Genomic DNA, 21,139 nt, shown 5'->3' with positions numbered 1-21,139 from the left:
TTCCCGGCGCCGTTTACGCGCCCGGCGATGATGAGTACGCGGACGCCACCAGTCCGGACAACTCCAGCCACGAACAAGCGCCCAGCGCGGCGGTGCGGCCGCGATCGGCAAACCAGCTGGCCTCCGCTGTGGCTGTGGTTTCGCGCCTCGGCGGTCGTGTCGTGGTTCGCCACGGGCCACGGAGCGGGTGAGCCGGTCCTCGGAGACGACGTCTTGCTCGACACGTCGGCGTTGACCGACGTCACCGTTGACCCGACGCGACGTCTTGCATACGTGGGCGCGGGCGCGATGTGGCCGGCCGTCCAGAAAGCCGCTGCCCCGCATGGAATTCTCGGGCTCAGCGGGACGTCGCCGACGGTTGGGGTGGCCGGCTACATCTTCGGTGGCGGGGTCGGCTGGTTTGTGCGCAAGCACGGCCTCGCGGCGGCCACGCTGCGCTCGGTCGATTACGTCGACGCCGAAGGCCGAATTCGCCGGGCCGCCCCCGACGCGTCCGATCCGATCGACCGCGAAGCGCTATGGGCGTTTCGCGGCGGGGCACCCGTCGGCATCGCCACCGCGGTCGAGATCGACCTCGTCCCGGTGACCGACCTGTGGACCGGCTACCTGCTGTGGCGTGCCGACGACCTGCCGGCGGTAATCGCCGCGTGGGCGAACGCTACCGCTCGCGTGAGCGCTTCGGTCACCAGTGCGCTATCGGTGTTGAAACTCCCACCCGAGGGCCCTTTTCCCGACGAACTGCTGGGCACGCCGGTTGTCCACCTCTCCTATGCATCACCAGACGGCGGAGCCGTTCTGGACGGCATGCGCGACCCTGTTACGAGCGCCGCGCAGCCCGTTGTGGACACCACCGGTCCCGGCGACGTGGCTTCCTGTCCGCGATCCATCTCGACCCGCCCGCGGCTGCCGGCCAGGGCATCGGAATATGGCTGGGCGACAACGCGACAGACGCCATCGCCGCGACGTTCGACGCTGCCCGCGGGCCGGCGCGGCGGTTTGAACATGATCGAATTGCGTCACACCGACTGCGGACCCACCGACGTCGACGGTGCCCTGACAAGCGTCCCCGCACCGTTCCTGCTCCACGCCGTGGGCGCAGCGGCCGACGGGGATACGCGCGACTTGGTGGACGAGTCGCTTCGCGCCGTAGGCGTCGCGAGTCGGGCCGCAAACACCAGCCGGACCGCTCCGTCCTTTCGGGATGGTCAGCTCGATGCGGGCGAGTCGATGTCAACGTCCGACTTCAATCGGTTGCGGGCCGTCAAGATCGCACTTGATCCCCGCCGCGTCTTCCGGTTCCATCGGGGTCTCGAACGATGAAGAGCACGGCTTGCTGCAATAGCAGCAACTACACCTCAAGGGGAGGCATCGATGACCATCACCGTGATCGGCGCAACCGGACAGCAGGGATCGGCGGTCGTGCTGGGGTTACGAGCGCGGCGCCGCGGTGCGCGCGGTGACGCGCGATCCGCAAAGCGACGCCGGTGTCGAACTGGGCCGCGGCGCCGAAGTCGTGGCGGCCGACCTCAACGACCGCGACTCGGTGCGCCGCGCCTTCGATGGAGCCAGTCGCCTTCGCCATGACCACCTTTGCCGGACCGGACGGCACCGACGGCGAAGTCGAACGCGGCCGCGTCATCGCAGAAGCCGCCGCCGCCGGCGCTGCCGTTCCTGGTGTATAGCTCGGTGGGCGGCGCGGAGCGCCACACCGGGATCCCGCACTTCGAGAGCAAGCGCCGGATCGAAGAGTTCCTGGAAGACGGCGAAGTCCCGGTCGCGTTCGTCCGGCCGACATTTTTCATGGAGAATCTCAGCCAGATGATACGCACCGATGAGCGGCCCGTCGCCGTGTCGGCGCCACTTCCCGACGGCATACCGCTACAGATGGTTTCGGTGCGAGATATCGGAAAGGTCGCTGCGGCAATGTTGTTGCGGCCCCATTCGGCCCCACAGGCGATCGAGATCGCCGGCGACGAACTGACCGGCTCGCAGATCGCCGAACGCGTGGGCGCCCAGGTCGGCACGAGGGCGACCTACACCGAGGCCCCGCTGGATGTGCTCGGCGATGACGACGATCAGAAGACGATGTTTCGGTGGTTCACCCAATCACCTTCCTATCGAGCGGACTTCGACGCCACCCGGCGCCTGGTGCCCGACGTCGAAAACCTGGCGACCTGGCTGCACCGCAACCTTCACGGCCGGCACGGTGACGCATGAGTTGTCGCGGACACCTTGCGAATCAACAGCTTCCGACGCATCTCGTGGACGTCACAGGCTCGTATCGAGCGCGCGCCACCCGGCGGATGTGCCCGGCGCGCGTCGGCCGGGGACGTAACCTCTCAGGTCCGACCCGCAAACCCAGGAGCAAAGACGTGAGCGAACTGGCCCGGCGGCGGTTCCTCGTCGCGCTGGCCGCGGGGTTCGCGGGCGCCTCGTGGTGCGCGGGCGAAACCGTGACGCCGGTAGCGCGCGGTGACGTGCACGGGACCGCACCCGGGCCGGTCACCCCGGCCCCGGGATCGCGGGTGGCGCTGCCGGGCGGTGCCGTACTGAAGAGGCTGCCCGGCAACGGCGATCTGCTGGCCTGGACGGTCGACGACGGTGCCAACTCCGACGTGGTGCGCCTCTACACGCAGTTCGCCAAGGACACCGGCGTGCGGCTCACGTATTTCGTCACCGGCGCCTACCGCTCCTGGACCGAGAACGCCCCCCTGCTGCGGCCACTCGTCGATGCGGGGCAGATTCAGCTGGCGAACCACACCTGGACGCACCCGGACTTGACGAGGCTGGCGCCGGGCCAGGTCGCCGACGAGCTCCGCCGCACCGACGCGTTTCTGCGCAACACGTACGGGGTGGACGCCACCCCCTATTTCCGGCCACCCTATGGTCACCACAACGCCGCGGTGGACGCGGTGGCCGCCGGCCTCGGCTATCAGAATCCCACGTTGTGGTCGGGCGACCTGCACGATTCCGCGCTGCTGCCCGAGGACCGGATCGTCGCGCTCGCGTACCAGTCGTTCGTCGCGCAGAACATCGTGATCGGCCACCTCAACCACCCGCCGGTCACCCATGTCTACGGGCAGCTGCGGGAGATCATCCGCGCCCGCGGGCTGCGCACCGTGACCCTCGACGACGTTTTCGCGCGCCGGTGAGGCGACACCTCAACCCAGTTGGTCCCCAATGGCTTTGGCGGCCGTGGTGAGCGCGGCGGCCACCGCGGGAAAGCGCCACACATCGAGCCGGTTCAGCGGCGCGGCGGCGTTGAGCGCGAGCCGCAGGCCGGGCCCGCCGGTCGGGATCGCAACCGCAACCGAGGCGACCCCGTCCTCGCCCTCCTCGCGATTGACGGCGCAGCCGCGCTCGCGGATCTGCGACAGCTCGCGCCCGAGCCGGGAGGCGACCCGCACCGCGGCCGGGCCTCGACCGCGGCGACGAACCGGACGTTGGCGCCGTCGAGCATTCCGACGCGGACCATTTCACGCGGTTCCTCGCTGAGGCCGCGCACGACCGCCGCGGCGGACCGCTGAATGTCGATGCGGCCGAAGATCGCGAACGCCACGCCCGTCAACGCCGGCCCGGGCTGCTCAGCCTTCTTCGGCATGACAGCGACGGCGCCGACCCGATGCGCCGGCTGCGCCGCTCACACCAGGCTCAGCACCGCCGCCCCGAGCAACCCGGCCGCGACGACGGCGGCCGCGGCGGTCGTCGTCGCCTTCCACCCCAGACCGCGCGCCACCATCACGGCGCCCGGGACGCTGACCGCGGGAAGCGTGACGAGCAGAGCGCCGATCGTCCCCGACGAGACCCCAGCAGCGCAAGGCTTTGCAGGATCGGGATCTCCCCCGCCGTGGGGATGACGATGAGCGTGCCGACGATCGCCGCCAGCACGACGATCAGCAGACCGTGGTGCGGGAGCCGGGTACCCGCGAGCAGCCAGCCCCGTAGCGCGCCGAGGGCGAGCACGATCACCGCGTATTCCGGTAACAGGATCAGACACAGCCGCAGCAGTGCCCCCACAAACCTGCGTGCGGGCGCCTCCGAGTCACGCGCCGGCGCGGTGTCGGACGCCGACGGCCCGGTTCCGTGTGGGCGCGTCAGCAGTCCCACCGCCACGGCGGCGCCGACCACCGCCGCGGTGCCGACCAGGAGCCTGGTCAGCGTCCACTGCCAGGGAGCAACGAAGAGCAAGAAGACCAGCACCGCTGGGTTGAGCAGCGGGTTGCCGAGCCAGTAGGCAACGCTGGCGGCGCGGTCGACGCCGTTGCGCCGCAGCGTGATCGCGACCGGGGCGGTGCAACACGTGCACATCATCGACGGCGTGCTGGCTACCGCGCCGGCGAGCGCGCGACAGCACGCGCCGCCGATTCAACAAGCGCGGCAACCACGTTCGCGGCACCAGCGCCTGCACCGACGCGCTCATCAACAACGCGACGACGAGGGCCGGCCAGATCGAGGCCAGGTACGCGTGGAAGAACGTCGTCGCGGCGTGCCAGCTCGGACCGTCCCCCGGGCGGACTCCGCCCGCGATGAGGATGTTGGACCCCGGCCAGTGATGGGTTTGCCGGGCCTCCAGGGCTTTGGCGGCGTACGGCGTCCACTTCGCCCACGCCAGCCCAACCACGAACACCGCCAGGGTGACCACGACACCGATCGCGAGCGCCGCACGGGCCCGCACGTCTCGCGCGCTCGCCAGTTCCGTCACGGCCGCGCCCTCCGGGTAGCGCCAGGTAAATCACCGAAGCGATAGCGCACCCGATATCGCTTCGTGAGGTCGCCTATATCCCTGCCGGGGCACGTCGAGCGCGCCATCACTGATCAGCCTGCGCTGCAACTGCTTTCGCCCACCGGTAGTCGGCCTTTCCGGACGGCGACCGCTGCAACCGGTCACGGAAGACGATCGCCTTGGGCAGCTTGTAGCGGGCGATGTGGCGGGCTGCCTCGGCGATGATGGCGTCGGCCAGGCCGTCACCGTCGGCCTGCTCACCATTGGCCAGCTGGACGACGGCGACCACCTCGTTGCCCCACCGCACGCTGGGCCGGCTGGTCACCACCACGTCGTAGACGGCGGGGTGCCGCCCGACCGCGGCCTCCACCTCCTCGGCGAAGATCTTCTCCCCACCGGAATTGATCGTCACCGAGTCACGGCCCAGCAGCTCGATCCCGCCGTCCGCGTGCCAGCGGGCCCGGTCGCCGGGCACCGAGTGCCGGATCCCCTCGATCACCGGGAACGTGCGAGCGGTCTTCTCCGGATCCCCGAGGTAGCCGAGCGGTATCCGGCCCTGCTGGGCCAGCCAGCCGATCTCGTCGTCGCCGGGCGACAGGATCCGCGTCATGTCCGAACTGACCACCACGGCACCCGGATTGGGGGCGAACCGGCCCGAGGCGGCCTGTGCGCGACTGGACACCTGACCCATCTGGGAGCCGGACTCCGACGAACCGCCCGCGTCGAGGATCGTCAGCTGCGGCAGCAATTCGACGAATCGCCGCTTGAGCGGGGCGCTGAGCGCCGCCCCGCCCGTGATCAGGATCAGCAACCCGGACAGGTCGTAATCGCCGGCCTCGAGCTCGTCGAGCAGCGGCCGCCCGAAGGCGTCGCCGACCATCGACAGCGAGACCACCCGCTCGCGGCTGGCCAGCGCCCACGCCTCGGCCGGATCGAAGTGGGTGGTGGTCGGCGCCATCACGAACGGTCGCCCGCCGCACAGGTTGACGAAGGCCGCCCACTGCGCGGCCCCGTGCATCAGCGGCGCCACCGTCATCGAGCCCGGCCCCTCGGGCCTCGACCGCTCGACGATCTCCGCCAGGCTCGTCACCACTTCGCCGGTGCCGAAGTTGCGGCCGCCCATGGCGCCCAGATAGATGTCGTGCTGGCGCCACAGCACCGCCTTGGGCATCCCGGTGGTGCCGCCGGTGTAGAGCATGTAGAGGTCGTCGGGCGAGGGCGTGAGGTCGAGCGGTTCGTCGGACACCCCCCCGGTCTCGAAGGCCAGCAGATCCTCGTAGCGCACCGCGCCGGGCAGCGGATCGTGGCCGGACCCGTCGTCGACGTGGATGAGGCGTATGTCGGCTCCCATGGTGCGCAGCGCCTCGCCCAGCGTCGGGGCAAAACGCGCGTGGTACATCACCGCGTCCGCGCGGGCATTGCCGAGCAGGTACACCAGTTCGTCGGCGACGTACCGATAGTTGACGTTGAACGGCGCGACCCGCGCCTTGTACGCCCCGAGCATGGCCTCGAGGTACTCGTTGCCATTGGCCATGTACAGCCCCAGGTGACTCTGGCCGGACTCGTGGGGCGCCAGCTCGGAGCGCTCCCGGTGCGCGCCGAGGCCCCACTGGTTCAGCGCGCGGGCGAAGCGGCGGGCACGCGCGTCGGTCTGCGCGAACGTGAACCGGCGGTCGCCGAACACGATGCAGTCCCGGTCCGGGTTGGCCGCCGCCACCGCCGCGAACACCTCAGCGAGGTTGAACTCGACGTCCTGCATGGACACTCCTCACCACGGGCCGACGGCGCGCCACGTTGCCGCTCGCGATGATCGCGAGGCGCGGCGAAGCCGGGCGACGCGAGTCGCCGCCACCAAACTAGTCTCGGCATCGTGCGCGGGCTTGGTCACGCCGGATATCGCCGATACGTCGCCCTGGGAGATAGCCAGACCGAGGGGTTGTGGGACGGCGACGATGTCGTCGGCCTGCTGGGGTTCGCGGACCGGCTCGCCGCCATGATCGATGCGCTGCACCCGGGCCTGCACTACGCCAACCTCGCGATTCGCGGCAAGCGGATCGGCGACGTGCTGCGCGAGCAGGTCCCCCCGGCACTGGCGATGCGACCGGACCTGGTCACGGTGTGCGTCGGAATGAACGACGTCATCCAGCCCGGCCGGTCGTTCGGTCCCGCCCTGCGCGACCTGGAACAGCTCTACGCCGCCCTCGCCGAATCGGGGGCGACGGTCGCGACGACCACGTTCCCCAACGTCGCGCAGTTTTTGCCGCTCGGCCGGCTGGTGTCGGGGCGGCTGTCCCGCATCAACGCCGCGATCCGCGGGGCCACCGAGCGCTACGGCTTCCGGCTCGTCGACCTGTACGGCGCCGCGTCGATGCGCGACCTCGACACCTGGGCCATCGACCGGGTGCACGCGTCCACCAAGGGACACATCCTGTTCGCCGCCGCGGCCGCCGAGGCACTGAGTCTGCCTGGCAGCAACCACGATTGGGCCGAACCGAGTGTCAACCCGGCGCGATTGTCGCTGCCCGCCACCGCCTACGGGCAGCTGCGCTGGACGCAGGACGCCTTCTTTCCCTGGATCTGGCGCAGGATGCGCGGCCTCTCGTCGGCGGACGGGCGCGAGCCCAAGCGCCCGCGATTGGAGCCGTTCCGCACCGCGGACGAAGAGAATACGACGCGGGATGCCCGACGGTCGGGCATCCTTGACCCATGAACGTGGAGGCCTTGCTGCAGTCGGTCCCGCCGCTCGCGGTCTACCTGGTGGTGTGCGGGGTCGTCGGGGTCGAGAGCCTGGGCATCCCGCTCCCGGGCGAGATCGTGCTCGTGACGGCGGCGCTCATGTCGTCGCAGCACGACCTGGCCGTCAACCCGGTCGGCGTGGGCCTCGCCGCGGTGATCGGCGCCGTCGTCGGCGACTCGATCGGGTACGCCATCGGGCGTCGGTTCGGCATGCCGCTGTTCGATCGGTTGGGCCAGCGGTTCCCCAAGCACTTCGGGCCCGGACACGTCGCGCTCGCCGAGCGGTTGTTCAACCGCTGGGGGGTGCGAGCGGTCTTCTTCGGCCGCTTCATCGCGCTACTGCGGATCTTCGCCGGGCCGCTCGCGGGGGCGCTGAACATGCACTACCCGCGGTTCCTGGCGGCGAACGTCTCGGGGGCCATCTGCTGGGCGGGCGGCACGACGGCCCTGGTGTATTTCGCGGGGATGGCCGCCGAACGGTGGATGGAGCGGTTCTCCTGGGTCGCGCTGGTGGTCGCGATCGTCTTCGGCCTGATCGCCGCCTTCGCGCTGCGCGAACGCACCGCGCGCGCGATCACCGAGCTGGAGGCCGAGCACGATCGCAAGACCGACAGTTCCACTGTTTAGGCCCGGTCTAGCTCACCGCCTCGCCGGGATCCGCCGCCGAGATTGGCCGATGCTCGCCGATGAGGGCGCTACCCATCTTGCGGGCCCGCAACGCCGCGTCCGCGTCACCCACCGCCGCCAGGACGATGGCACCCTTCATCAGGATGTGCCACGACGAGGCGAACTCCTCCACGTCGGTCAGCCCCGCCGCGGCGGCGCGCCGGCGCACGATGTCGCGCACGTGGTCGATGTGGGCGATGCACGCCTGCCCGACCGGGTGATCCGCCCCCAGCTCGAGCAGCACGTTGATGAACGAGCACCCCTCGAAGCCGTCGCGCAGTTGAAACCAGTCGTGCATGACGTCGAAGATCGCCAACAGCTGCTCTTCCGGTGTGGTGCCCCGCTGCCGCGACTGCTCCTCGATGAGGCCGTGCGTCCAGACCTGTTCGCGCCGCTGCAGCACGGCCAGCACGAGGTCGTTCTTGGTGGCGAAGTGCCGGTACAGCGTTGCCCTGGCCACCCCGGCGCGCTCGATCACCTCGTCGGTGCCGACAGCGCGAATCCCACGCCGGCTGAACAGCTCATACGCCGCGGCCAAAATGCGTTCCCGCGCCGACGCGGCGGGAGCGACATTGTGGGTCGTCATAGCCAGCCTCACCGTACTCTTAGCCGGGCTGTATAGACAGACCGCCCTGTCTCGTTATACAACAGAGATTCGCACTATGCGAAGTCGGTCTTCAAACAGCAGGACGGACAACCGTTTCGGCGTACCCACGCCGGGCAATGAGGGAGTCCACCATGAGCCCGGTCATAGCAGAACCGATACCCAGCACGCCCCTGAAGCTCAGCACGCGGCTGGTGTACGAACTGGGCGACCCCGGCAGCACATTGCGGGCCACGACCGATCGCTTCGGCCCGGCGGTGTTGATCAACGCCGGCGGGGAGGTCGACGCGTGCAACGAGCGCACCTGGCGCCAGCTGGTCAGCGAGGCCGCCACCGTGGTCATCGCGCCCGGGCCGTTCATCGTGGACGTCACGGGACTCGATTTCATGGGCTGCTGCGCCTTCGCCGCCCTGGCCGACGAGGCCCGGCGCTGCCGGGAGCGCGGCGTCGAGCTGCGCCTGGTGAGCCACGAGCCGATCGTCACCCGGATCGTCGACGCGTGCGGGCTCAACCGCGCGCTGCCGATCTACCCGACCGTCGACTCGGCGCTCGGTGCGGCCGCTCGCTGGTGACGTACCGGCCGGGCCACTGATCCGGTGCATTCGGCCTGATGAGCGACCTTCCCACCTTCGGTGCGGAGGAGGAATTCCTCCTCGTCCACCCGCGCACCGGTGAACCCGCCCCGCGCAACGCCGCGGTGGCCGCCGAGGGCGAGCGCCTGGGCATCGAGCTGCAGGTGGAACTGAGCAGTTGCCAGGTGGAGACCACGTCCAGCGTGATGTCGACCAGCGCGGAACTGCAAGAGGAGCTCGCCCGGCTGCGCCGCGTCTCCGCGCAGGCCGCCGAGGCCGCAGGCGTCACGCTGCTGGCCTCCGGGCTTCCCCCCGCCACGCCGCACGAGTTCCCGGTGACGGACACTCCGCGCTACCGGCGGATCGGGGAACAGTACGGGATGGTCGCCCATGAGCAGGGCATCTGTGGATGCCACGTTCACGTCCAGGTCCCCGACCGGGCCGCCGCCGTCCACGTCAGCAACTGGCTGCGGCCGTGGCTGCCGTCGCTGCTCGCGTTGTCGGCCAATTCGCCGCTGTATCGCAACGCCGAGAGCGGCTACGCGAGCTGGCGCAGCGTGCTGTGGCGGCGCTGGCCTGCCGCCGGGGCGCCGCCGTTCTTCCCCTCGCCGGACGACTACGACCGAGCGGTGCGGATGCTCGTCGACACCGGGGTGATCCTGGACCCCAAGATGATCTATTGGGACGTGCGGCCCTCGGCGAACTTCCCGACGGTCGAAGTGCGGGTCGCCGACGTGCCGGCCACCGTCGCCGAGACGGTGCTCATCGCCACGCTGATCCGGGCGGCGGTGATGACGGCGCTGGACGCTCCCGACGAGGGCGACCAGCTGGGTCGGCTGCCCCCCGGCGCCCTGCGGGCGGCGTACTGGAAGGCGGCCCACGACGGGCTCTCCGGCGACGCGCTCGACCTGATCCGCGGCCGCGGGGCGGTGCCGGCGCGGGAACAGCTGGGGGCGCTGGTGTCAAGGGTGCGGCCGGCGCTGGAGGTGCTGGGCGAATACGACCGCGTCACCGGCGAACTCGACCGGATTGCCGCTGACGGCAACGGGGCGATACGCCAGCTGCGGGCGTGGCGGAAGCGCGGGAAGGTGATGGACGTCGTCGAGCAGCTCAGGGTCGCGACGCTGGGGTGAGGTTCAGGCCACCGCGAGCAGCCGGTACAGCCCGATCAGGCCCACCACCACGATGGTGCCGCGCAACGCCTTCGGCGACAGCCGGCGCCCGTATCGCGCCCCGATGATTCCCCCGACGAGCGAGCTGGCCCCGATCAGCGCGGCAACCAGCCAGCTGATCCGGCCTTCGGCCACAATCGAATAGGCCAGCGCGGCAACGAAATTGACAACAAGCGTCAACAGGTTCTTGGCCGCGTTCATGCGCTGCACCGATTCGGGCAACAACACACCCATCACGCCGACCAACAAGATGCCTTGCGCCGCGGTGAAATAGCCGCCGTAGACACCGACGGCGAACGTGCCGAGCACCAGCACCGCCATCCGCGCGGCCGTGGTGTGCTCAGCCGAGCGCCCCTGCGCCTCGGCCCGCTTGGCCGTCCAGGTCTGGATCCGCGGGCCCACCACCACGAGCACCAGGGCGAGAATGAGCAGCACCGGCACGATGTCGGCGAACACCTTCTCGGGCAGGTGCAGCAAAAGGAACGCGCCCACCACCGCGCCCGCCAGCGACGCCGGGATCTGCCAGCGCAGCCGGTCCCACTGACCACTCAGTTCGGCCCGATAGCCCCAGGTGCCGGACACGCTGCCGGCCACCAGGCCGACCGCGTTGGACATCGTGGCCGTCACGGGTGGGTAGCCCAACGCGACGAGCGTCGGGAACGTCACCAGGGTTCCCGAGCCGACGAGGGCGTTGATGGCGCCGGCCGCGAAGCCGGCGAGCGCGATCAAAATCATGTGGGAGAGCAGCACTTCCGACCACATTAGTCGGCGCGGGTGGTGCGTCACCAACCCCGCGGGCGGGCGACTTTTCTCACACCGGGGGGGCTTCGGCCCCCCGGTCGACCCCGGTGCGCAGCTTCACCGACGCCGAGTACGCGAGGGTCCGGAACCGCAGGACCGGGTCGTCGGAGGCCTCGATGCCGTCGGTGACCCGCATGGGATCGAAGACGACGATGTCGTTGCCGTGCTCGCGCTCGGTGTCGAGCCCGGTGATCTCGAAGTTGCCGACGACGACCTTCTCGGAGCCGCGCCACGCCGCCGACGGGTCGATCGTCGAGTCGTTCGGTCCGGCGATCTCGACGACGAAGTCGAACCGCACCGGCGCGCCGGCGAGGCGGTGGTTGAGCTCGTGATGCAGGAAGTCGGGGTCGCGGCGCCGCGCGGCCGATCCGTCGAGGAAGTGCTCGCCCGCGGCCGGGCGCAGGTGGTAGCGGACGAATCGGGAGCTGCCGTCGGCGGCGACCCAGCGGAAGGCGTGCAGCCCGTGGTAGGAGACCGTGGCGTAACTCTCCGGAACCCTGTTGGCGTCGCGCAGCACGGGCAGCGCCCCCAGCAGGCGCGGATGGGTGAGGAAGTACTTGCCCAGGCGCAGCGGCTGCGTGAGGCCGGGGCGCATCGCCTTGAGCAGATCGACGAATCCCTCCGGCGTGCTCGACACGAACAACCGGGCGGTCTGCGTCGAGACGTCGGTGGTCGACCCGTCGGGCAGGGTGAGCTTCACCGCCAACCCGCGCACGCCGGGCAGCGCGTCACGCTGGGTGGGGTTGCCCGACCCGTTGGAGAACCGGAACAGCGCCGGGACCGCCGAGCCGTCCAGGTGCTTCGCGCGGGACAGTTTCGCCGCCTCGGGGCCGGCGGTGAACCGGCCGCGGTAGAGCGTGCCTTTCGCGTGCAGGGCGCGGGAGCCGGGCTGCGCTCCCCCGGTGCCGCGGATCGCCTCGATCGCCTCGTCCGGAGTAACCATGCGGGAATCGTAAGGCGCTAGTCGGGAAAGCCGAAGAGTTTGACGACACCGTGATCGCGACCCGCGGTGTACCCGCCGTCGACGGCGATGGCCTGCCCGCTGACGAAGGAGGCGTCCGGCGAGAGCAGGAACGCCGCCATGGCCGCGACCTCGTCGGGCCGGCCGAGCCGTCGCAGGGCGTGCTCGGCGGTGATGGAGGCGAGTGGGCCCTCCATCCCCGGCAACCGAAAGACACTCTGCGCCATGGGTGTATCGATGAAACCCGGGCAGACGACGTTCGCCCGGATGCCACTGGGACCGTAGTCGAGCGCGATGTTCTTGGTGAGCAGGACGACGCCGCCCTTGGCCGCGTTGTAGGAGCTGCCGCCGGCCGTCCCCTCCAGGCCTTCGATGCTGGCGACGGTGACGAGCGAGCCGCGCTCGCCGTCGACGCGGGGTTGCTCGATCATCCGCGCGAGCGCCGCCTTGGCCACCAGGAAGGTGCCGGTGAGGTTGATGCCGATGACCCGGTTCCACTCGTCCCGATCGAGCAGGTGGACCGGCCCACCGCCCGCGACGCCGGCCGCGTGGAAGACGCCGTCGAGGCGGTCGGGCACGGCGGCGAACACGGCGGCGACCGCGGCCTCGTCGGTGACGTCGGCGGTGACGAGGTGGAAGTCGGCCCCGAGATCGGGCGGGGACGCCACGTCGGCCCCGATGACCGTGCCGCCGGCGGCCAGCAACCGCCGCGCCGTGGCCAGCCCGATCCCGGACGCCACGCCGGTCACGACGAACGTGCGGGAGTGGGCGCGGTCGGCGTTCACCATGGCAGTCATGCTGACATACCGGCGTGCGGCCGCCTAGCGCACAACGGATTTCTCTCGGACCACCTGTCCCGCCGAATCGCCGATAAACCCCGTGAATCAGGTGATTTCGACACTGTCTTGGACTCCGATCCGCGGCGATGCGAGAGTGAAACGGGTGGCGGATCAGCAACCGCCGAGTTGACAGGAGTCGAACCATGACCACATCGCCGATATCGCCCGGACTGGGCCACTTGGCCCGCACGCTGGCAATTTCCGCCGCCGCCACGGGCCTTGCCCTCGCCGCCTCCGCGACGATCCCCATCGGCGTGGCGCTGGCCTCCGACGGACCGGTCGACATCGCCGATGGGGTGTCGATCAGCCCGGCGCCGGGCTGGGCAGTCGGCCATCGAGGCCCGAACTGGGTGGCGATCAGCAAGACCGACGGCAGCGCCCAGCTGCGGGTCGCGGTCAAACCGGCCGACGGGGCGGATATCGCGGCCATCCTGCAGAACGACATAGACCACTACGCGGCGTCGACCGGCCTGACCAATCTGCACAATGTGGACGCTCCCACGCCGGGACCGGCGCAGAGCGCCGACTTCCAGCAGCAAATCTCCGTCGACTACACCGCCGACGTCTCGGCGCCACAGGGTCCAATTCCCGTCCTCGGCGCCTTCACCGAGCTCCTGAACCCCTCCAACCACCTGTCGGCCTTCATCGACTTCCGGCAGAACAACAACGCGACCCCCCAGGCCGTCGAGGACGGCGGCATGATGATCCGCTCCCTCTGACTGACGGCGGGCGAAGACTGGCTCTCCGCCGGGGGTGCACACGGGGTCGCTAGCCTTGATCAAGGCCGTTGACCACGGGCTTGACGATCGGAGAACCATGCAAGACACCCGCACAACGGAAACGCTCGCCGGGTTCGTCGAACGGCACGCGCAGCAGCGGCCCGGCGATGTAGCGATCCGCTACGGGGACCAGCAGTGGACCTGGGGCGACTGGGCGTCGCGGATCCGTCGGGCGGCCGGAGCGCTGCGGTTGGCCGGTGTGGAGCGCGGCCAGTCCGTGGCGTTCCTGGACAAGAACCACCCCGCCTGCCTTGAAATTCTCTTCGCCGCAGCCTCGATCGGCGCGGTGACGACGGTCGTCAATTGGCGGGTGGTGGGCGACGAGATCGTCCACGTCCTGCAGGACAGCGGCGCGCGGGTGCTGTTCGTCGGCGCCGAGTTGCATCCCGCCGCCGAGCAGGCGGCGGCTCGGGTCCCGGGCCTGGAACGCGTCGTCGTGGTGGGCGGGGACGACGATCAGTACGAGGCGTTGCTCGCCGCGGCGCCGCCCGCGGCGACCGACGCCGAGGTCGACGAGACCCAGACTGCGCTGGTGATCTACAGCTCCGGCACCACCGGGCGGCCGAAAGGCGTGCTGCTGAGTCAACGCGCGCTGGTCAATCACGCCGCCAACCTGGCGCCGGCATTTCCCTTCGCCGAGGGCGACGCGAACCTGGTGGCCATGCCGCTCTTCCATGTCGGCGGGATCGGTTACGCGCTGTTCGGCATCCGGGCGGGTGTTCCGACGATCATGACCCGCGAGCCGGACGCCGCGGCACTGCTCGGGGCGGTGCGAGCGGGCGCGACGCACGCGTTCTTCGTGCCGCCGGTGATCGCGCGATTCCTGGACGCCGGCGAGGCGGCGACCGCCGCGATGAGGGGCCTGCGCTACATCGTCTACGGCGCCGCGCCGATGCCCTCACCCCTACTGCAGCAAGCCCTCGCGACGTGGCCCGACATGAACTTCGTCCAGGTGTACGGGCAGACCGAACTGTGCGGCGCGGTGACGGCGCTGTCCAACGACGACCACCGCGACCCCGCGCGGCCCGGCTTGCAGCTGTCCGCCGGAAAGGCCGTGCTGGGCACCGAGATTCGGGTCGTCGACCCCGAGACGGGCGGCGAGGTGCCCGTCGGGCAACCTGGCGAGATCTGGGTGCGCAGCAACCAGAACATGAGCGGCTACCTGAACCGGGCCGAGGCGACCGCCGAGACGATCACCGAGGACGACTGGGTGCGCACCGGTGACGTCGGGCGCCTCGACGCGGACGGTTACGTCTACATCGAGGACCGGCTCAAGGACATGATCATCACCGGCGGCGAGAACGTGTACGGGCCCGAAGTGGAAAGCGTGCTCATCGAGCACCCGGCCGTCGCCGACGCGGCGGTCATCGGTGTGCCGGACGACTTCTGGGGCGAATCGGTCAAGGCGATCGTGGTGGCGACCGCCGAGGTCGAGGCGAAAGACGTCATCGAGTTCTGCCGCCGGCACCTGGCGGCCTACAAATGCCCGCGGACCGTCGACTTCGTGGCGTCGCTGCCCCGCAACGCGAGTGGCAAGATCCTCAAAACCGCACTGCGGGAACCGTATTGGCGAGAACGCGGGCGGGCGGTGTAGGCGCGACTCAGGTCCCGGCCGCACCCGCGCCCAGCAGTGCGACCGCGATGCCGGCCAGCACGGCCTCGACTCCCTCCCGCGTGCGCAGCCGCGGCATCACCACGATGTCGTTGATCATGATCTGGGCCGCCTGCACCCGGATGCGGGCCTCGGTGACTGTCCAGCCCGGGTGCGGTTGTCGCGCCAGGTGCACCCATTCGTCGATGTAGGCGCGCTGCGCGGCCCTGGCGCTGTGACTGTCGGACGCCGGCAGATGCGCGGCCTCGGTGATCAGGATCTCGACGAGGTCGGGGTTGGCGAACGCGAAGGCCTGGTAGCTGAGCACAACCCGGCGCAGGGTCTCCGACGCGTCCCGCGCGTCGGCGACGGCGCGGTTGAAGTCCATCCAGAGGCGCTCGTTGCCGCGGAACATGGCCGCCACCAGGATGTCGGTCTTGGATGCGAAGTGGTTGTACACGCTGGGTCCGGCGATCCCGACGGCGGCGCCGATGTCGTCGACACTGACGCCCGAGAAGCCCTTCTCGGCGAACAGCGCGGCGCCCGCCGACAGGATCGCCTCCCTGCGCGAGCGGGCGCCCAGCGCGCCGCCGGGCTCTGCGCCGGCCGCCCGGCCCGGCGAGTCGGCGTCTGCGCGCATCGGCACCGAGATCAACTCGGCCAGCAGCGCCGTGAACCCCGGTTCGGGCATCGAAAGACGATGGAAGGAAACGCTGTTCGCGACGCCGAGGGCACACCATGCCAGCAGGTCGGCCTGCGGGGCCGTCACTTCGGGTCGCCGGGTTCGAATATGTTGGGCGAGTCGATCGCCGATCCGCCGGGCGACCCGGTTCAGTCGTTTGCGGTCCTGCTCGGTCAGGTGGCGGCCTTCTCGCCGCCAGAGCACGCCGACGGTGCGATGATCCAGCACCAGGCGCGCCAGGACTCGGGCCAGGTCCGCCGACGCGTCAGCCCCCTGCAGGGCCTCATCCAGGGTGCCCAGCGCGTCCTCGATCACCGTGACCAGCAGCGCCTGTTTGCTCCGGAAGTGCCGGTAGAGCGCCGACGGGCCGACGGCGACGGCGTCGGCGACGTCGCCCATCGAAACGTTGCCGTATCCCTTGTCGCAGAACAGCGTTGCCGCCGCTTCGATGATCAGCTGGCGCCGGTTTGGGGGCCGCGTTCCCCGGGCTGGTGGACTGGGCGGGGACGGCCGACCGCTACCCATCAGCGGTCGCCGGCGGGGCCCCGATAGCGTTCCCGCAGCTCACGCTTGAGAACTTTACCCGCACCTGAAATGGGCAACTCGGTGACGAATTCCATGCTGCGCGGGACCTTGTACCCGGCGATGAGGGCCCGGCAGTGCTCCTGGATCGACGCCTCGGTGGTCTCACCGCCGGGGTGCAACACGATGACCGCGTGGACGCGTTCCCCCCACCTCTCGTCGGGCACGCCGATGACCGCCGAGGCGGCGACGGCGGGATGGCCGGCCAAGGCGTTCTCCACCTCCGCCGAGAAGACGTTCTCGCCGCCGGTGATGATCATGTCCTTGAGGCGGTCGATGATGAACAGGTAGCCCCGCTCGTCCATGCGCGCCATGTCGCCGGTGTGCATCCAGCCGTCGCGGACGGTCGCCGCGGTCTCGGTGGGCCGGTTCCAGTAGCCGAGCATGACGTTGGCGCCGCGCACGACCACCTCCCCGATCTCTCCGGCGGGCAGCTCGTTGTCGTTGGCGTCGACGACTCGCACTTCGACGTGCGGGAGCGCCCGGCCGGCCGATCGCTGCAGCGCCGGGTCGTCGTGGTCGGAGGGCGCCAGGAAGGTGGCCGCCGGGGCCAGCTCGGTCATTCCATAGGCCTGAGCCAACCCCGTTGTGGGGAAGGCCTTTTGGGCCCGCTCGACGAGCGCCTCGGAGATCGGCGAGGCGCCGTAGATGAGGTGCCGCAGCGAGGTCAGATCGAAGCCGGCGGCGTCCGGGTGATCGATCAGCATCTGGACCATCGTCGGCACCAGCAGGGTGTCGGTGACCCGGTGGTCGCTGATCGCCTTCGCGACACCGGCGGGCGTGAACGACGGCACCATGACGTGGGTCGACCCGGCGACGCTGCCGGCGATCCACATGCCGATCGCCGCCAGATGAAACAGGGGCGCGGCGTGCAGGATTCGGCCCCGGTCGGTCAGGAACCGACCGGTCGCCAGGCTGCCCAACGCCGAGGTCAGCACGTTGGCGTGGCTCAGCATCACCCCCTTGGGGTGCCCGGTCGTGCCGCCGGTGTAGAAGATGCCGAGCAGCTCGTCACCGCCACGCCGGGCGTCCGGCACCGGTTCCGAGCCGGCGATGAGCGACTCGTAGTCGAGCATCCCCGGGGGGCACGTCCCCTCCCCGCAGTACACGAGCGTGGACAGCTCGGCGCCCGCCGCGAGCACCTGCGGGACGGCCGCCGCGAACGCGTCGTCGACCAGCAGCACCGTGGTTTGCGAATCCACCAGCGAGTAGGCGATTTCGACCGGGCTCCACCGGATGTTGACCGGGTTGAGCGCGGCGTCGGCCCAGGGCACCGCATACAGGTACTCGTGGTAGCGGTCGGAATTGAGACCCAGGAACGCCACCCGGTCGCCGCGGCGCACCCCCAGCGCCCGGAGCGCGCCGGCCAGCCGCGCGATGCGATCAGCGGATTCCCGCACCGTGCGCTGGCGGTCCGCGAACACCGTCAGCGGCATGTCGGGACACTGTTGCAGCAAGCGGTGCAGCGACTGGGTCAGATACATTGCGTCTCCCGTGCGTCGGCGGTTCACAGCGAACGCGCGACCAACTCTTTCATGACTTCGTTGGTGCCGGCGTAGATTCGTTGCGCCCGCGAATCGGCGTACATCCGGGTGATCGGGTACTCGAGCATGTACCCGTAGCCGCCGAACAGCTGCAGGCACCGGTCGATGACCGCGCATTGCATGTCGGTGACCCACGCCTTGGCCATCGACGCCGTGACGGCGTCGAGTTCGCCGCGCAGGTGCTTGACGATGCAGTCGTCGACGAACGTGCGCGCCACTTTCGCGATGGTCGCGCAGTCCGCGAGCTCGAAGCGCGTGTGCTGCAGGTTGATCAGGGCCGCCCCGAAGGCGGATCGCTGTTTGCTGTAGGCGATGGTTTCCGCGACCGCGGTCTCGAGCGTCGACACCCCCGTGATCGCAACGACCAGGCGCTCGTGGGCGAGCTGCTTCATCGCATAGCCGTACCCGGCGCCCTCCTCCCCGAGCAGATTGCCGACGGGAACGCGCACGTCGTCAAAGAACAGCTCCGCGGTGTCCTGAGCCTTCATGCCCAGCTTGTCCAGCACGCGTCCCACCCGGAACCCCTCGGCGCCGGCGGTTTCCAGGACCAGCAGCGAGACGCCCTTGGCGCCGGCGGACGGGTCGGTCTTGAGCACGAGGACGATCAGGTCGGCGCTGGCTCCGTTGGAGATGAAGGTCTTGGATCCGCACAACCGGTAGTGGTCGCCGTCGCGGATCGCGGTGGTGCGCAGGGCTTTGAGATCGGAGCCGCCACCGGGCTCGGTCATGGCGATCGCCCCGATGTATTCGCCGGTCGCCATCTTGGGCAGCCACCGCAGCTTCTGCTCCTCCGTTCCGTAGGCGAGCAGGTAGTGCGCCACCAAGCCGCTGTGGACATGGTTACCGAAGCCGCTGTCGCCACACTCGGCCTGCGCCTCGAAGACGGCGAAGTCGTGCGCCAACGTTCCGCCACCCCCGCCGTATTCCTCGGGGATCGACGCGCACAACAGCCCCAACCGGCCCGCGGCCAGCCAGAAGTCACGATCAACGCACTTCTGCCGTTCCCACCGTTCCCGGTTCGGGACTGCTTCGGTTTCGAAGAACTTGGCCGCCATCTGTTTGAGGTCGGCGACCTCGTCGTCGACCCATGGGGAACGATGCGTCGCGCTCACGTCTACTCCTAGATGTTCACTCCGCCGCCGCAGACCAGGGTCTGCGCGCTGACGTAGTCCGATTCTGGCGTGCACAGCAGGTACACGGCACCGGCCGCCTCGGCGGGGGTGCCGGCCCGGCCCAGGGGGATCAGTTGTTCCATCGCGGCGAGCAGGCCCGGGTTGACCCCGACCTCGATCTCCCGGCCCTGGACGGTGATCGTGCTCCCGCCGGCCGCGGCCTCGGTGAGCCGGGTTTTGATGAATCCGAATGCCACCGCGTTGACCGTGACGTTGTAGCGGCCCCACTCCTTGGCCAGGGCCTTGGTGAGGCCGAGGATGCCGGCCTTGGCCGACGAGTAGTTGGCCTGCCCCACGTTGCCGCCCACGCCGGCCAGTGACGAGATGTTGACCACTTTGCGGCACGGCACCGGTTCGCCGGATGCCTTGGCACTCTTGACAAGTCCGCTGATGACCGGTTGCGCGGCCCGCAGGATGTGGAACGGCGCCTTGAGGTGCACGTCCAGGATCGCGTCCCACTGCTCGTCGGTCATCTTCTGGATCACCGAGTCCCAGGTGTAGCCCGCGTTGTTGACGATGATGTCCAGGCCGCCGAACGTGTCGACGGCGGTCTGCACGAACCGTTCCCCGAACCCGGCGTCGGTGACACTGCCGACGCAGGTGACGGCTTTGCCGCCGACCGCCTCGATGGCGGCAATGGTCTCCGCGGCCGGGTCGGCGTCGAGGTCGTTCACCACGACGCGCGCCCCTTCGCCGGCCAGCTTGACGGCGATTTCGCGACCGATGCCCCGGCCCGAGCCGGACACGATCGCGACCTTGTTGTCCAGAGTTCCCATGTCAGACAGAGCCTTTCAGCTAGATGGCGACAAGCGCTTCGCCGGTGAGGGTGGTGGTGCCGTCGGGCAGCCGCACGGCGAGTTCGACGGTTGCCTGCCGCTCACCCCCGACGTCGTCGATCCGGGTCACCCGGCCGGTGCAGGTGGGCTGGCCGTGCACCGGGGTGATCGCCGCAAACCGGACCCGGTAGGAGCGGATGCGTTGCTGGGGAACCCAGTTCGTCAACAGCCGGCCCAGGTAGGCCATGGACAGCATCCCGTGGGCGAAGACGTCCGGCAGGCCGACCGACTTGGCGGCGTCGATGTCGACGTGCATCGGGTTGTGATCGCCGGAAGCGCCGGCGAACAACGCCAGGGTCAGCCGGGAGATCGGTTCGACCGCAAGCGGCGGCAGTTCGGTTCCGACGGTGACGGATTCGGCGAGCGTCATGGCGTTACTCCGGGGTTCTGGACGACTCCGGGGTTCTGGACGACTCCGGGGTTCTGGACGACTCCGGGGTTCTGGACGACGATGACCGATTGGAGTTCGGCGATCGGCGTCCCGTCGGCCCGGGCGATCGCGGTGTCCTTGACGACGAACTCGAGCGCCCCGCCCTTCTTGGCGTAGACGTCGCTGATGCGCGGGGTGGCGACGAGTTCGTCGCCGGGATAGGCGATCGCGTGGTAGGTGAAGGACTGTTCCCCGTGCAGCACCATCCGCAGGTCGACGCCCAGCGATGCCAGGAACGCGAACGGGTCCGGGTCCTCCAATTCGACCGAGAACAGGAAGGTCGGTGGCGCCGGAATGTCCGGGTGCCCGGCCGCTTTGGCCGCCTCTACGTCGTGATAGACCGGGTTGGCCTCGCCGATCGCCTTGGCGAAGAAGCGCAGCCGCGCCCGCTCGACGGTCAGCGTGGTCGCGGGCAGGGCGGTCCCGATGACGCCCTTGTCGATCGCCAC

At 69.8% G+C, this 21,139-nt stretch carries 21 protein-coding genes and 1 pseudogene; 9 read left to right on the top strand and 13 right to left on the bottom strand.

Annotated elements, in window-relative coordinates:
• The first annotated feature begins 156 nt into the window (after window positions 1-156).
• The 3 genes from G6N56_RS28355 to G6N56_RS28340 all read left to right on the top strand — a co-directional run bounded on the left by G6N56_RS28355 (window position 157) and on the right by G6N56_RS28340 (window position 3,152).
• The gene (locus G6N56_RS28355) at window positions 157-1,320 is read left to right on the top strand and encodes an FAD-binding oxidoreductase (protein ID WP_163645187.1); all 1,164 of its coding nucleotides are present in this window, start codon (window positions 157-159) and stop codon (window positions 1,318-1,320) included.
• 270 nt (window positions 1,321-1,590) lie between these two features.
• Window positions 1,591-2,217 carry an NmrA family NAD(P)-binding protein gene (locus G6N56_RS28345; RefSeq protein ID WP_269473805.1) on the top strand — a complete coding sequence of 209 codons (627 nt, stop codon included), beginning with the start codon at window positions 1,591-1,593 and terminating at the stop codon, window positions 2,215-2,217.
• Between the two features lie 164 nt (window positions 2,218-2,381).
• Window positions 2,382-3,152, top strand: coding sequence for a polysaccharide deacetylase family protein (locus G6N56_RS28340; RefSeq protein ID WP_408632721.1), 771 nt, complete (start codon window positions 2,382-2,384; stop codon window positions 3,150-3,152).
• Window positions 3,153-3,161: 9 nt separating this feature from the next.
• Here G6N56_RS28340 and G6N56_RS28335 read toward each other — a convergent pair.
• The 3 genes and pseudogenes from G6N56_RS28335 to G6N56_RS28325 form a co-directional block, all read right to left on the bottom strand.
• A pseudogene (locus tag G6N56_RS28335) lies at window positions 3,162-3,592 on the bottom strand (IclR family transcriptional regulator domain-containing protein); the annotation flags it as partial.
• Window positions 3,593-3,738: 146 nt separating this feature from the next.
• Entirely contained in the window at window positions 3,739-4,311 is a 573-nt protein-coding gene (locus G6N56_RS29365) for a hypothetical protein (protein ID WP_232069173.1), read from the bottom strand.
• Between the two features lie 497 nt (window positions 4,312-4,808).
• Complete coding sequence (locus tag G6N56_RS28325) at window positions 4,809-6,482, bottom strand: acyl-CoA synthetase (RefSeq protein WP_085257552.1); 1,674 nt, start codon at window positions 6,480-6,482, stop codon at window positions 4,809-4,811.
• Window positions 6,483-6,593: 111 nt separating this feature from the next.
• Here G6N56_RS28325 and G6N56_RS28320 point away from each other — a divergent pair, with 111 nt between their 5' ends.
• On the top strand, window positions 6,594-7,433 hold the full coding sequence (locus G6N56_RS28320) for an SGNH/GDSL hydrolase family protein (RefSeq protein ID WP_085257553.1): 840 nt from the start codon (window positions 6,594-6,596) through the stop codon (window positions 7,431-7,433).
• The gene (locus tag G6N56_RS28315) at window positions 7,430-8,086 is read left to right on the top strand and encodes a DedA family protein (protein ID WP_085257554.1); all 657 of its coding nucleotides are present in this window, start codon (window positions 7,430-7,432) and stop codon (window positions 8,084-8,086) included. Before G6N56_RS28320 ends, G6N56_RS28315 begins: the two co-directional genes overlap by 4 nt.
• Before the next feature lie 7 nt (window positions 8,087-8,093).
• On the opposite strand, the gene G6N56_RS28310 is transcribed toward G6N56_RS28315, so the two are convergent.
• Window positions 8,094-8,711: a TetR/AcrR family transcriptional regulator gene (locus G6N56_RS28310; RefSeq protein WP_085257555.1), complete on the bottom strand. Its 618-nt coding sequence runs from the start codon at window positions 8,709-8,711 to the stop codon at window positions 8,094-8,096.
• Window positions 8,712-8,863: 152 nt separating this feature from the next.
• Here G6N56_RS28310 and G6N56_RS28305 point away from each other — a divergent pair, with 152 nt between their 5' ends.
• Together G6N56_RS28305 and G6N56_RS28300 are read left to right on the top strand one after the other, a co-directional pair.
• Window positions 8,864-9,301 carry an anti-sigma factor antagonist gene (locus tag G6N56_RS28305; RefSeq protein WP_085257556.1) on the top strand — a complete coding sequence of 146 codons (438 nt, stop codon included), beginning with the start codon at window positions 8,864-8,866 and terminating at the stop codon, window positions 9,299-9,301.
• A 38-nt stretch (window positions 9,302-9,339) separates the two neighbouring features.
• Window positions 9,340-10,434 carry a glutamate--cysteine ligase 2 gene (locus G6N56_RS28300; RefSeq protein ID WP_085257557.1) on the top strand — a complete coding sequence of 365 codons (1,095 nt, stop codon included), beginning with the start codon at window positions 9,340-9,342 and terminating at the stop codon, window positions 10,432-10,434.
• Window positions 10,435-10,437: 3 nt separating this feature from the next.
• Here G6N56_RS28300 and G6N56_RS28295 read toward each other — a convergent pair whose 3' ends face one another.
• From G6N56_RS28295 to G6N56_RS28285, 3 genes are all read right to left on the bottom strand, one after another.
• Window positions 10,438-11,208 carry a sulfite exporter TauE/SafE family protein gene (locus G6N56_RS28295; RefSeq protein WP_085257703.1) on the bottom strand — a complete coding sequence of 257 codons (771 nt, stop codon included), beginning with the start codon at window positions 11,206-11,208 and terminating at the stop codon, window positions 10,438-10,440.
• A 76-nt stretch (window positions 11,209-11,284) separates the two neighbouring features.
• Window positions 11,285-12,217 (bottom strand): catalase family peroxidase, encoded by a 933-nt coding sequence (locus G6N56_RS28290; protein ID WP_085257558.1) that lies wholly within the window; start codon window positions 12,215-12,217, stop codon window positions 11,285-11,287.
• Between the two features lie 17 nt (window positions 12,218-12,234).
• Window positions 12,235-13,032, bottom strand: a complete 798-nt coding sequence (locus G6N56_RS28285) for an SDR family NAD(P)-dependent oxidoreductase (protein ID WP_180150444.1) — start codon at window positions 13,030-13,032, stop codon at window positions 12,235-12,237.
• 296 nt (window positions 13,033-13,328) lie between these two features.
• Here G6N56_RS28285 and G6N56_RS28280 point away from each other — a divergent pair, with 296 nt between their 5' ends.
• Window positions 13,329-13,793, top strand: coding sequence for a hypothetical protein (locus G6N56_RS28280; protein WP_085257705.1), 465 nt, complete (start codon window positions 13,329-13,331; stop codon window positions 13,791-13,793).
• 97 nt (window positions 13,794-13,890) lie between these two features.
• Window positions 13,891-15,447 (top strand): long-chain-fatty-acid--CoA ligase, encoded by a 1,557-nt coding sequence (locus G6N56_RS28275; protein WP_085257559.1) that lies wholly within the window; start codon window positions 13,891-13,893, stop codon window positions 15,445-15,447.
• 7 nt (window positions 15,448-15,454) lie between these two features.
• Here the strand turns inward: G6N56_RS28275 and G6N56_RS28270 are convergent, their stop codons facing one another.
• Genes G6N56_RS28270 through G6N56_RS28245 form a run of 6 tightly spaced genes read right to left on the bottom strand, consistent with a single transcriptional unit; the run spans window position 15,455 to window position 21,139 of the window.
• On the bottom strand, window positions 15,455-16,651 hold the full coding sequence (locus G6N56_RS28270) for a TetR/AcrR family transcriptional regulator (RefSeq protein WP_085257560.1): 1,197 nt from the start codon (window positions 16,649-16,651) through the stop codon (window positions 15,455-15,457).
• A complete protein-coding gene (locus tag G6N56_RS28265; RefSeq protein WP_085257561.1) occupies window positions 16,651-18,192 on the bottom strand; it encodes an acyl-CoA synthetase in 1,542 nt (513 codons plus the stop codon). Before G6N56_RS28265 ends, G6N56_RS28270 begins: the two co-directional genes overlap by 1 nt.
• 23 nt (window positions 18,193-18,215) lie before the next feature.
• Entirely contained in the window at window positions 18,216-19,364 is a 1,149-nt protein-coding gene (locus tag G6N56_RS28260; RefSeq protein ID WP_085257562.1) for an acyl-CoA dehydrogenase family protein, read from the bottom strand.
• A gap of 8 nt (window positions 19,365-19,372) precedes the next feature.
• A complete protein-coding gene (locus G6N56_RS28255) occupies window positions 19,373-20,200 on the bottom strand; it encodes an SDR family NAD(P)-dependent oxidoreductase (RefSeq protein ID WP_085257563.1) in 828 nt (275 codons plus the stop codon).
• 19 nt (window positions 20,201-20,219) lie between these two features.
• Window positions 20,220-20,630: a MaoC family dehydratase gene (locus tag G6N56_RS28250; RefSeq protein ID WP_085257564.1), complete on the bottom strand. Its 411-nt coding sequence runs from the start codon at window positions 20,628-20,630 to the stop codon at window positions 20,220-20,222.
• Window positions 20,627-21,139: a MaoC family dehydratase N-terminal domain-containing protein gene (locus tag G6N56_RS28245; protein WP_085257565.1), complete on the bottom strand. Its 513-nt coding sequence runs from the start codon at window positions 21,137-21,139 to the stop codon at window positions 20,627-20,629. Before G6N56_RS28245 ends, G6N56_RS28250 begins: the two co-directional genes overlap by 4 nt.

It is taken from the genome of Mycobacterium saskatchewanense (assembly GCF_010729105.1).
Classification (GTDB): domain Bacteria; phylum Actinomycetota; class Actinomycetes; order Mycobacteriales; family Mycobacteriaceae; genus Mycobacterium; species Mycobacterium saskatchewanense.
This window is presented reverse-complemented; position numbering and strand designations above follow the sequence as displayed.

Excerpts from the sequence above, each read along its gene's own strand:
- G6N56_RS29365 (WP_232069173.1), bottom strand. The coding sequence starts at position 4,311 with ATGATGTGCACGTGTTGCACCGCCCCGGTCGCGATCACGCTGCGGCGC.
- G6N56_RS28325 (WP_085257552.1), bottom strand. The coding sequence starts at position 6,482 with ATGCAGGACGTCGAGTTCAACCTCGCTGAGGTGTTCGCGGCGGTGGCG.
- G6N56_RS28315 (WP_085257554.1), top strand. The coding sequence starts at position 7,430 with ATGAACGTGGAGGCCTTGCTGCAGTCGGTCCCGCCGCTCGCGGTCTAC.
- G6N56_RS28310 (WP_085257555.1), bottom strand. The coding sequence starts at position 8,711 with ATGACGACCCACAATGTCGCTCCCGCCGCGTCGGCGCGGGAACGCATT.
- G6N56_RS28305 (WP_085257556.1), top strand. The coding sequence starts at position 8,864 with ATGAGCCCGGTCATAGCAGAACCGATACCCAGCACGCCCCTGAAGCTC.
- G6N56_RS28300 (WP_085257557.1), top strand. The coding sequence starts at position 9,340 with ATGAGCGACCTTCCCACCTTCGGTGCGGAGGAGGAATTCCTCCTCGTC.
- G6N56_RS28295 (WP_085257703.1), bottom strand. The coding sequence starts at position 11,208 with ATGATTTTGATCGCGCTCGCCGGCTTCGCGGCCGGCGCCATCAACGCC.
- G6N56_RS28290 (WP_085257558.1), bottom strand. The coding sequence starts at position 12,217 with ATGGTTACTCCGGACGAGGCGATCGAGGCGATCCGCGGCACCGGGGGA.
- G6N56_RS28285 (WP_180150444.1), bottom strand. The coding sequence starts at position 13,032 with ATGACTGCCATGGTGAACGCCGACCGCGCCCACTCCCGCACGTTCGTC.
- G6N56_RS28275 (WP_085257559.1), top strand. The coding sequence starts at position 13,891 with ATGCAAGACACCCGCACAACGGAAACGCTCGCCGGGTTCGTCGAACGG.
- G6N56_RS28270 (WP_085257560.1), bottom strand. The coding sequence starts at position 16,651 with ATGGGTAGCGGTCGGCCGTCCCCGCCCAGTCCACCAGCCCGGGGAACG.
- G6N56_RS28265 (WP_085257561.1), bottom strand. The coding sequence starts at position 18,192 with ATGTATCTGACCCAGTCGCTGCACCGCTTGCTGCAACAGTGTCCCGAC.
- G6N56_RS28255 (WP_085257563.1), bottom strand. The coding sequence starts at position 20,200 with ATGGGAACTCTGGACAACAAGGTCGCGATCGTGTCCGGCTCGGGCCGG.
- G6N56_RS28250 (WP_085257564.1), bottom strand. The coding sequence starts at position 20,630 with ATGACGCTCGCCGAATCCGTCACCGTCGGAACCGAACTGCCGCCGCTT.